This window comes from Streptomyces sp. 8L, from assembly GCF_020176795.1.
Classification (GTDB): Bacteria; Actinomycetota; Actinomycetes; order Streptomycetales; family Streptomycetaceae; genus Streptomyces.
This window is the reverse complement of record NZ_JAIUKE010000513.1, coordinates 1-7,946: the sequence shown is the minus strand read 5'-3', so window position 1 is coordinate 7,946 and position 7,946 is coordinate 1. Positions and strand designations below refer to the sequence as shown.

Genomic DNA, 7,946 nt, shown 5'->3' with positions numbered 1-7,946 from the left:
GGCGTAGAGGGGGAGGAGCGACGTGGTGGTCGGGGGCGCGGCCTCGGAGGCGGCGAAGGCCTCGTAGGAGGGGACCGTGCCGGTGACGACGCCCAGGTTGGGGGTGCCCGCCGCGGCGAGCTCGCGCAGCGCTGTCTCGACGCGGGTCAGGTGGGCCTCGTGGGAGGGGTACTCCTCGGCGAGCGGCGGGTACGCGGCGATCAGTTCGCGCAGTTCCTCCTCCGGCCAGTGCAGGACCGCGACGGGGAAGGGCCGGGACAGCGCCGTGCGGTACGAGCCGAGTTCGGCGCGGAGCCGGTTGATCTCGGCCTGCAACTCGTCCGGGTTGTCCGAGCCCAGGGCCCACAGGCGCTTCGGGTCGTGGAGTTCGTCCAGCGGGACGGACGCGGGGTTGACCTGGTCGGCCAGGCCGTCCCAGGCGTCGTGCGGCAGGCCCAGCAGCCGGCGGGTGCGGTGGCGGCCGATGAGGAGGGCATGCGTCGCGTAGGGGACCTCCTCACCCGGGGTGAGCAGCAGGTTCAGCGCCGCTGTGAACGCGTCGTGCGCCGCTTCCGGCTCGTCGTGCCGCTCCAGGGTCTCCGCGACGATCTCCCAGGGCGCGGGCTCCAGCGGTGCCGCGAGCTGGACGCCGTCGATGATCGTGCGGGCCTCGGCCTCGTGGCCGAACTCCCACAGGTTGGCCGCCTTGAGGGCCTTCACCAGCTGGGGGTGTTCCGCGCTCGGACGGTCGGGCCCGGGGTACAGGAGCTGGTCGTAGAGGCCGGAGGCCCGGTCTCTGGCGCCGGCCAGTTCGAGGTGGGCCGCCGCCTGGAGAAGCAGGGGCTCTTGGTCCTCCGGATACCGGGCCGCGGTGCGCAGCAGGCGCTCGGCTTCCGTGGTGTGGTCGGCAGGCATGTCGGGACGCATAAGGCTCACGGTACTGCGGCATCCCCGCTCGGGCGTGGGAGGAGGGCGTGAGGTGTGGGGGAAGGTGTGCGGGCCCTTTGTGTACGCCTCCGGGAAGGGTCTGACGCGCGCCTTGTGTACGTCCCGGGTACGGCCCGACGCGCGCCTTCGCGTACGCCTCTACGGACCGCCCGGTGCTCCTCCTCGCGTGCCTTCGCGTACGTGCGCACGCGCCGCACAAAGCGCGTGCACGGAGGGGTGCCGCCCGCCCGTGGGCGGTCGCGGGCGGGCGTACCGACGGTGGTGCCGGCCTCCCGCGGACCGTGGCTTAGGGTCCTTGCGTGTTCCGACAACGGCCGCACCTGCTCTGGCTCCTCGTGCCCCTCGTCCTGTTCCTGGTCGCCCCGCCCTGGGTCAACCGGGCCGGTCCCGTCGTCCTGGGGCTGCCCTTCCTCGCCTTCTGGCTTCTCGCGTCCGTGCTCGTCACCCCGTTCGCGATCTGGGCGGCCTATCGCGGGGACAGGCGGCTCATGGCCCGGCGGGCGCGGGCTCAGCGGTGAACGCCACCGTCGCCACGTCCGTGTTCGGGGCCTTCATGGTCCTCACCGTCGTCCTCGGGCTGCTCGCCGTGCGCGGCCGCGGCGGCGGGGGCGGCGGCATCACCGAGTGGTCGGTGGGCGGCCGGAGCCTCGGCGCCGTCTTCATCTGGGTCCTGATGGCAGGCGAGAGCTACACCAGCTTCAGCTACCTCGGAGGCGCCGGCTGGGGGTACGACTTCGGGGCGCCCGTCCTCTACGTCGTCGCGTACATGTCGTGCGGTTACGCCGTCGGCTACGTGGTCGGGCCGATGCTCTGGTCGTACGCGCGCAGGCACGGCCTCGTCGGGATCACGGACATGATCGCCCACCGGTACGGGAAACCCTGGCTCGGCGCCCTGACGGCGGTGCTGGCCACGGTGTTCCTGCTCCCGTACATCCAGCTCCAGATCACCGGCATGGGCGTGGTCGTGTCGACCATCTCGTACGGCACGATCAGCCTGAACTGGGCGTACTTCATCGGCTTCGCCGTCACCACCGCCTTCGTCGTCGTCAGCGGGCTGCGCGGCAGCGCCTGGGTGTCGGTCCTGAAGGACCTGCTGGTGATCGGGACGCTCGCCTTCCTCGTCGTGTACGTGCCGCTGCACTACTTCCACGGGTACGGCGACTTCCTGCACCGGGTCGTGCACGAGCGGTCCGCGTGGCTGACCCTGCCCGGCCACGGGCACAGCTCCATGGGCACCGCCTGGTTCATTACGACGTCCCTGATGAACGCGGTCACCGTCGTCATCTTCCCGACGACCGTCGCCGGCTACCTCGGCGCGCGCAGCGCCGACACGCTGCGGCGGAACGCGGTGTTCCTGCCCGCGTACAACGTGCTGCTGTTCGTGCCGATGCTCCTCGGCCTCGCCGCCACCTTCGTCGTACCGGGGCTGGCAGGCGCGGACTCCAACCTCGCGCTGTTCAAGCTCGTGGTGGACGCGCTGCCCGCCTGGGCCGTGGGCGTGGTCGGGGTCGCCGCCGCGCTCTCCTCGGTCGTCCCCATGGCGGTGTTCATGCTGGTCATCGGCACGATGTGGGGGCGTAGCGTGCTGTCGCTCGTGCCCCGGCTGCGCGGTGAGGCACGGCAGAAGACGGCGGCACAGGCGGTGGTGGTGATCGCGGGCGCGCTGGCGCTCGTCCTGACGTACGCCGCGCCCAACACGCTCGTGCGGCTCTCACTCATCAGTTACGAGGGGATGGCGCAGCTCCTGCCGATGGTGCTGCTGGGGCTGGTGTGGCGACGGCTCACGCTCGTCGCGGGGCTGGGCGGACTGGCCGTCGGCGTGGCCCTGGTGTGTGTCCTCGTCTTCGGCGGGCACGACCCGGTGGCGGGCGTCAACGCGGGAATCGTCGGGCTCGTCGCCAACCTGCTGGTCGCGCTGGCCCTCACGTACGCCGGGATCGGCCGGGCCGCGGCCCGGGCCGACACCAGGCCCGACGGCGAGGTGCTGGCCGACGACGGACTGCGCGAGCCGGCGGGCCCGGCCCGCTGAGCGCCGCGCACGCCCGGACGCCCTCCCCGGGTCAGGGCCGCGCCGACGGGCGGGCCCGGTGCCCGCGTAGCGCCAGCACCAGCAGCGCCCCCAGCACCGACACCCCCGCCAGCACCGCGATCGCCGTGTTCAGGCCGTGTGCCGTCGTACCGCCCGAGGTGACCAGCGCCAGCATCAGCGCCACGCCCGCCGACGAACCGATGTAGCGCGCCGTGTTGTTGGCGCCCGAGCCCATCGCGGTGCGCTCAGGCGGCACCGACTCCACGGACAGCCTGGGCAGCGCCGCGTTCAGCAGGCCGCTGCCGAGTCCCGAGACGAACACGCCGGGCAGCAGCCGCGCCTCGGACCCCGCGCCGAGGGCGCCGAGCATGCTGAGGATGCCGGCCGCGTGCAGGACGAAGCCCGCCGCCATCTGGTGCCGTACGGGGAAGCGGGTGTGCAGCCGCTTCGCCTCGTACGCGACGACGGCGGCCGTCCCCGCCCACAGCAGCACGATCCACGCGGTCCGGTACACGGACAGGTGCAGGGTGCTCTCGACCACGACGGGCAGGTAGCTGAAGAACCCGATCACGGCGAGCCCGGTGAACAGCGCCCCCAGGACGGACGACTGGAACGTCGCGTGCCTCAGCAGCCCCAGATCGATCAGCGGGGCCGCGGTCCGCCGCTCGATCAGGGCGAACACGCCCAGCAGGACCACCGTCGCGAGCGCGAGGAGCAGGACGGGGACGCGCAGCCAGCCGTCGCGGCCGAGCGTCAGCGCCGTCAGCAGCGCGGTGAAGGCGAGCCCGAGCGCGGCGGCACCCGGCAGGTCGGGGCGGGCGCGGTGCGCGGCGCGCGACTCGGTCAGCACACGGGAGCCGTAGGCGGCGACCGCCAGCGCCGCCGCGCCGAGCACCACGTACAGGGCGCGCCAGCCGAAGCCGTTCAGCGAGGCGGAGAGCAGCGGGCCGAGGGCTATGCCCCCGCTGACCGCCGCGCCCCAGGCGCCGGTGGCCCGCAGCCGCGCCGGGCCCGCGGGGAACGCGTGCGCGATCAGGCCGAGGCTGGTCGCGAGGATCGCCGCACTCGCCGCGCCCTGCGCGACCCGGGTCAGCGTGAACAGCAGGGTGTCGCCGGTCAGCGCGGACAGGGCGGTGGTGACGGCGAGGCCGACCGTTCCCAGGAGGAACAGCCTGCGCCTGCCGAAGTCGTCGGCGAGGCCGCCCGCGACGAGCAGCAGGGCCGCGAGCCCCAGCGGGGTGCCGTTGAGCAGCCAGGCCTGGGCGGACAGCGAGGTGTGGAAGGTGCCGGACAACGCGGGCACGGTCAGCAGCGGCGCGGTGTAGCCCATCAGCGCCACGAAGGTCGCGGCGAGGGTCGCCACGAGGGTGCCGCGCGCGTTCGGCGAGACGCCGGGGTGGACCGTCGCCGGGACCTGGGCGCGGTCGGCGCGGTCGGCGCGCGGTGCGCCGTCCCCGGCTGGGGTGTTGGGGTCCGTGCCGGGGCCGGAGGAGGCCGCTCCGGTGGAGGGCTGGGCCGAGGCGGCGGTGGAGTCGAGCGGTCGGGGCATGGCCCTGTCTCCGTCGTGTTGTCGGGTCTTGAGTCCCTTGAGTCCCTTGAGTCCTGGGACTCGTCTGTGGGGGGCTGGTGGGAGCCGTGGGGGCTGTGGGAGTTCCGGGATCTCGGGGAGCTCCGTGATCTCCGGATCTCTGGGATCGATCGGGTGGGATCGATCCACGCGGATGAGTTCGGTGAATGAACCTTCGATGCCGACGACCGTAGCACGGTAGGTTCAATGAATGAACTCGTGAGAGTAGGATTCTCCGTATGGCTCTCGGCAAGGACTACGCGAAGCAGCAGTGCTCGATCGCCCGCGCGCTGGAGGTCCTCGGCGAGCGCTGGACGCTCCTGGTCGTACGGGACGCCTTCTACGGTGTGGCCCGCTACAACGACTTCCTCGTCCACCTGGGCATCCCGCGCGCCGTGCTGGCCGCCAGGCTCCAGTCGCTGGAGCAGGCGGGCGTGCTCGCCAGGCGCCGCTACCAGGAGTCGCCGCCGCGCGACGAGTACGTGCTGACCGAGGGCGGCGTCGCGCTGTGGCCGACGCTGCTGTCACTCGGCCTGTGGGCGAACGGGCATCTGGACGGAGTGCGGCGGCAGCGCGCGTTCGTCCACGCCGCCTGCGGCACGGAACTCGGCGCCTACGGGCAGTGCCCGGCGTGCGGGGACGTGGTGCCGGCGGGAGACGTCGTACTGATCCCGTGCGAGGGACTCGACCCGGACCCCGGAAACCCGGTCAGCCGGGCGCTGTTGAAGCCGCACCGGCTCCTCACCCCGCTCGACGTCGATCACACGTCTGTTCGTGTATAACGGTGAGTGACGGGGAAGGGTGAGGACGCGGACGCTTCCAGCAGCGTAGGAGCGGGAGCGGGGCCGCGGGGGAGAGTCGGAGCCGGCCGGATGCGCCGGAGCCGGTTGCGAGCAGGGGGAAGGGGAGTTGGCCATGGCGTCCCGGCTGTTGAGGCGTGTGCCCGAGTCCTCGGGTGTGCCCGCGCGCGGGTCCCTGCCTGGCTCCGCGGGGCACGCGTCCGCGGGGCGGGTGGCGGCGTCCGGCGTGCCGTCGCGTGGCCTCTGGCCCGCGGTGCTCCTGATTCTGGTGCTCGCCCAGACACTGCTCTCCTCGCCGGGCACGATGCTGCCCTCCGCGGTCGCCCTCGCCGCCACTGCCGCCACGTGTGCCGCGCTCGCCGTGTGTGTGATCGCCGCCGCGCGTACGGCGCCCGTGGTGCCCGGCCACCGTGTCCGTACCGCGATGCGCGACCGCGAGATACGCACGGCGTTCCTTCCCCAGCGAGACCCTGACGCCAGGGGACGCACGCGTCCCAGAGCACCTGGCCGCCGCCTTCCGACGGCCGCGTAGGTCCAGCGCCTTCCCGGGGTTTCGCGAGTTCCGTGTTCCGTCCGGTCCGGCAGTGCCCCGGTGTGCTGCCCGGTCCGGGCGCGGGTCCGCCCTGCCCCTGCCCGGGCGCGCTGTCGCGCAGGCCGTCACGCCGCACCCATCCGGTTCGACGTGACCCTCGGAGGGCACAGCCTTGTCCACCATCATTTCCGCGTTCGCCCAGCTCGTGGACGACTTCGCCGGCCTGCTCGGGCCGCTGTTCCACGGCTCGGCCATGGCCGCCGCGATCATCCTGTTCACCGTCTGCGTCCGACTCGCCGTCCACCCGCTCTCCCGTGCCTCCGCCCGTGGGCAGAAGGCACGCGCCAAGCTCGCACCCCGCATGGCCGAGCTGCGCCGCAGGTACGCCAAGAACCCCGAGAAGCTGCGCGAGGCGATGGCGGAGCTCTACGCGGAGGAGAAGGTCTCCCCGCTCACCGGCTGCCTGCCGATGCTGTTGCAACTGCCCGCCTTCTACCTGATGTACCGGGTCTTCTACAGCCGCGAGATCGGCGGCATGCCCAACGCGCTGCTCGGCCACTCCCTGCTCGGCGCGCCCCTCGGTGGCCGCTGGACGGACGCCCTGGCGGCGGGCGGGGTGTTCGGCTCCGCGGGGCTCGTGTACGTGGCCCTCTTCGTGCTCGTCGCCGCCGTCGCCACGTTCAACGCCGTGCGCACCAGGCGGCAGCAGGCCACGGCGGACCCCGTCGTCGACAGCGCGGCGCCGGGGGCCGGAGCCGTCGCGGGAATGATGAGGTTCATGCCGGTCATGTACTTCTTCACCCTGGTCACGGTGGCCGTCGTACCGCTGGCCGCCGCGCTGTACGTGGTCACAAGCACCACGTGGACCACCGCCGAGCGCTACTTCCTCTACCGCGAGGCCCCGCCCGTACCGGTACGGGCGCGCACACCGGCAGGCGTCCAGCGCCCGAGCTGACGCGCGACGGCACAGGGCAGGGTTCAGCGGCGTCGCTGGTCTGCTCGTAGCTCGTGGTCGCCGTAGCTGTTGTCGGCGGGGTTGACTGTGACGCCGGGGGCCACGATCTCGTCGATGCGGTCGAGGACGTCGGCAGGGAGCGTGACGTCGGCGGTGGGCAGGAACGTCTCCAGCTGTTCCATGGTGCGCGGGCCGATGATGGCCGAGGTGACGCCGGGGTGGTTGAGCACGAAGGCGACGGCCAGCTCGATCAGGGTCAGGCCGCTGTCCTCGGCCAGGAGGGCGAGCTGCTCGACGGCTTCGAGTTTGCGCTGATTGGCCGGCGTGGCCATGTCGAAGCGGGCCTGAGGGCGGGCCGCGGAGGCCGGCCCGGAGGAGGTGTCCTTCCGGTAGCGGCCGGAGAGCCAGCCGCCGGCGAGGGGGCTGTAGGTCAGCGTGCCCATGCCGTGGCGGCGCACGGTGGCAAGGACGTCCTCCTCGATGCCGCGGACCAGGATCGAGTACGGCGGCTGTTCGGTGACGAACCGTTCCAGGTGGCGGTCCCGGGAGGTCCACTGGGCCTCGACGATCTGGGAGCCGGAGTATGAGGAGGAGCCGAGGTAGCGGATCTTGCCCTGGTGCACGAGGTCGGACAGGGCGCCGAGGGTCTCGGAGACGTCGGTGTCGGGGCTGGGGCGGTGGACCTGGTACAGGTCGATGTAGTCGGTGCCGAGCCGCCGCAGGGAGTTCTCGACCTCGCGGATGATCCAGCGCCTGGACCCTCCGCGCTGGTTGGGGTCGTCCTGGTGCATCGGCATGAAGAACTTCGTGGCGAGGAAGACGTCGTCGCGGCGGCCGTCGAGCGCCTTGCCGATGATCTCCTCGGAGACGCCGGCGGAGTAGACGTCGGCGGTGTCGATGATGTTGATGCCCGCGTCCAGGGCGCGGTGGATGATGCGGACGGAGTCGGCCTCGTCCTCGTTGCCCCAGGGGCCGAACATCATCGCGCCCAGACAGAGCGGGCTGACCTGGACGCCGGTGCGGCCGAGCGGGCGGTAGCGCATGGGGAGGTACTCCTTGGCGAGGTGGCGAGGTGGCGAGGTGGCGAGGTGGCGAGGTGGTGGGGTGTCGGTTCGGTCGTGGTTCGGTCGTGGGGG

8 protein-coding genes are annotated in these 7,946 nt (G+C 72.5%); 5 read left to right on the top strand and 3 right to left on the bottom strand.

The annotated features are described in order from the left end of the window. Window positions 1-906: hypothetical protein (locus tag LCE31_RS32855; RefSeq protein ID WP_225020964.1), on the bottom strand; the 906-nt coding region annotated here is incomplete at its 3' end. A gap of 320 nt (window positions 907-1,226) precedes the next feature. Between LCE31_RS32855 and LCE31_RS32850 the strand changes: the two genes are divergently transcribed. Further along, window positions 1,227-1,445: a DUF3311 domain-containing protein gene (locus tag LCE31_RS32850; RefSeq protein ID WP_225020962.1), complete on the top strand. Its 219-nt coding sequence runs from the start codon at window positions 1,227-1,229 to the stop codon at window positions 1,443-1,445. Next, window positions 1,442-2,956, top strand: a complete 1,515-nt coding sequence (locus tag LCE31_RS32845) for a sodium:solute symporter family protein (RefSeq protein WP_225020960.1) — start codon at window positions 1,442-1,444, stop codon at window positions 2,954-2,956. The genes LCE31_RS32850 and LCE31_RS32845 overlap by 4 nt, the downstream gene beginning before the upstream one ends. Before the next feature lie 31 nt (window positions 2,957-2,987). Here the strand turns inward: LCE31_RS32845 and LCE31_RS32840 are convergent, their stop codons facing one another. Beyond that, the gene (locus tag LCE31_RS32840; protein ID WP_225020958.1) at window positions 2,988-4,505 is read right to left on the bottom strand and encodes an MFS transporter; all 1,518 of its coding nucleotides are present in this window, start codon (window positions 4,503-4,505) and stop codon (window positions 2,988-2,990) included. Window positions 4,506-4,762: 257 nt separating this feature from the next. Between LCE31_RS32840 and LCE31_RS32835 the strand changes: the two genes are divergently transcribed. The 3 genes from LCE31_RS32835 (at window position 4,763) to LCE31_RS32825 (ending at window position 6,810) form a co-directional block, all read left to right on the top strand. Continuing rightward, window positions 4,763-5,305, top strand: coding sequence for a winged helix-turn-helix transcriptional regulator (locus LCE31_RS32835; protein ID WP_225020956.1), 543 nt, complete (start codon window positions 4,763-4,765; stop codon window positions 5,303-5,305). A 133-nt stretch (window positions 5,306-5,438) separates the two neighbouring features. Continuing rightward, window positions 5,439-5,855: a DUF6412 domain-containing protein gene (locus tag LCE31_RS32830; protein WP_225020954.1), complete on the top strand. Its 417-nt coding sequence runs from the start codon at window positions 5,439-5,441 to the stop codon at window positions 5,853-5,855. A gap of 172 nt (window positions 5,856-6,027) precedes the next feature. Then, window positions 6,028-6,810, top strand: a complete 783-nt coding sequence (locus tag LCE31_RS32825; protein WP_225020952.1) for a YidC/Oxa1 family membrane protein insertase — start codon at window positions 6,028-6,030, stop codon at window positions 6,808-6,810. A 23-nt stretch (window positions 6,811-6,833) separates the two neighbouring features. Here LCE31_RS32825 and LCE31_RS32820 read toward each other — a convergent pair whose 3' ends face one another. Further along, the gene (locus LCE31_RS32820; RefSeq protein WP_225020966.1) at window positions 6,834-7,853 is read right to left on the bottom strand and encodes an aldo/keto reductase; all 1,020 of its coding nucleotides are present in this window, start codon (window positions 7,851-7,853) and stop codon (window positions 6,834-6,836) included. Between the last annotated feature and the right edge of the window lie 93 nt (window positions 7,854-7,946).

Excerpts from the sequence above, each read along its gene's own strand:
- LCE31_RS32840 (WP_225020958.1), bottom strand. The coding sequence starts at position 4,505 with ATGCCCCGACCGCTCGACTCCACCGCCGCCTCGGCCCAGCCCTCCACC.
- LCE31_RS32835 (WP_225020956.1), top strand. The coding sequence starts at position 4,763 with ATGGCTCTCGGCAAGGACTACGCGAAGCAGCAGTGCTCGATCGCCCGC.
- LCE31_RS32830 (WP_225020954.1), top strand. The coding sequence starts at position 5,439 with ATGGCGTCCCGGCTGTTGAGGCGTGTGCCCGAGTCCTCGGGTGTGCCC.
- LCE31_RS32820 (WP_225020966.1), bottom strand. The coding sequence starts at position 7,853 with ATGCGCTACCGCCCGCTCGGCCGCACCGGCGTCCAGGTCAGCCCGCTC.